This is a genomic window from Bacillus sp. T2.9-1 (genome assembly GCF_950097965.1).
GTDB lineage: Bacteria > Bacillota > Bacilli > Bacillales > Cytobacillaceae > Niallia > Niallia hominis.
Window position 1 is genome coordinate 1 of sequence record NZ_CATNHG010000049.1, and the last position, 258, is coordinate 258.

Annotated in this window: 1 rRNA gene; it reads right to left on the bottom strand. The window is 51.9% G+C overall.

Annotated elements, in window-relative coordinates:
• Positions 1–258: ribosomal RNA gene (locus QQZ16_RS03990) — 23S ribosomal RNA — on the bottom strand; the annotation flags it as partial.

The window sequence follows — 258 nt, forward strand, 5'->3', positions numbered from 1 at the left end:
AGGATTCTCTCCTCGCCTACCTGTGTCGGTTTGCGGTACGGGCACCATCAATCTCGCTAGAGGCTTTTCTTGGCAGTGTGGAATCAGGAACTTCGGTACTATATTTCCCTCGCCGTCACAGCTCCGCCGTATGGTAATGGGATTTGCCTCATTACCGGCCTAACTGCTTGGACGTGCTAATCCAACAGCACGCTTACCCTATCCTCCTGCGTCCCCCCATTGCTCAAATGATTGAAAGGTGGTACAGGAATATCAACC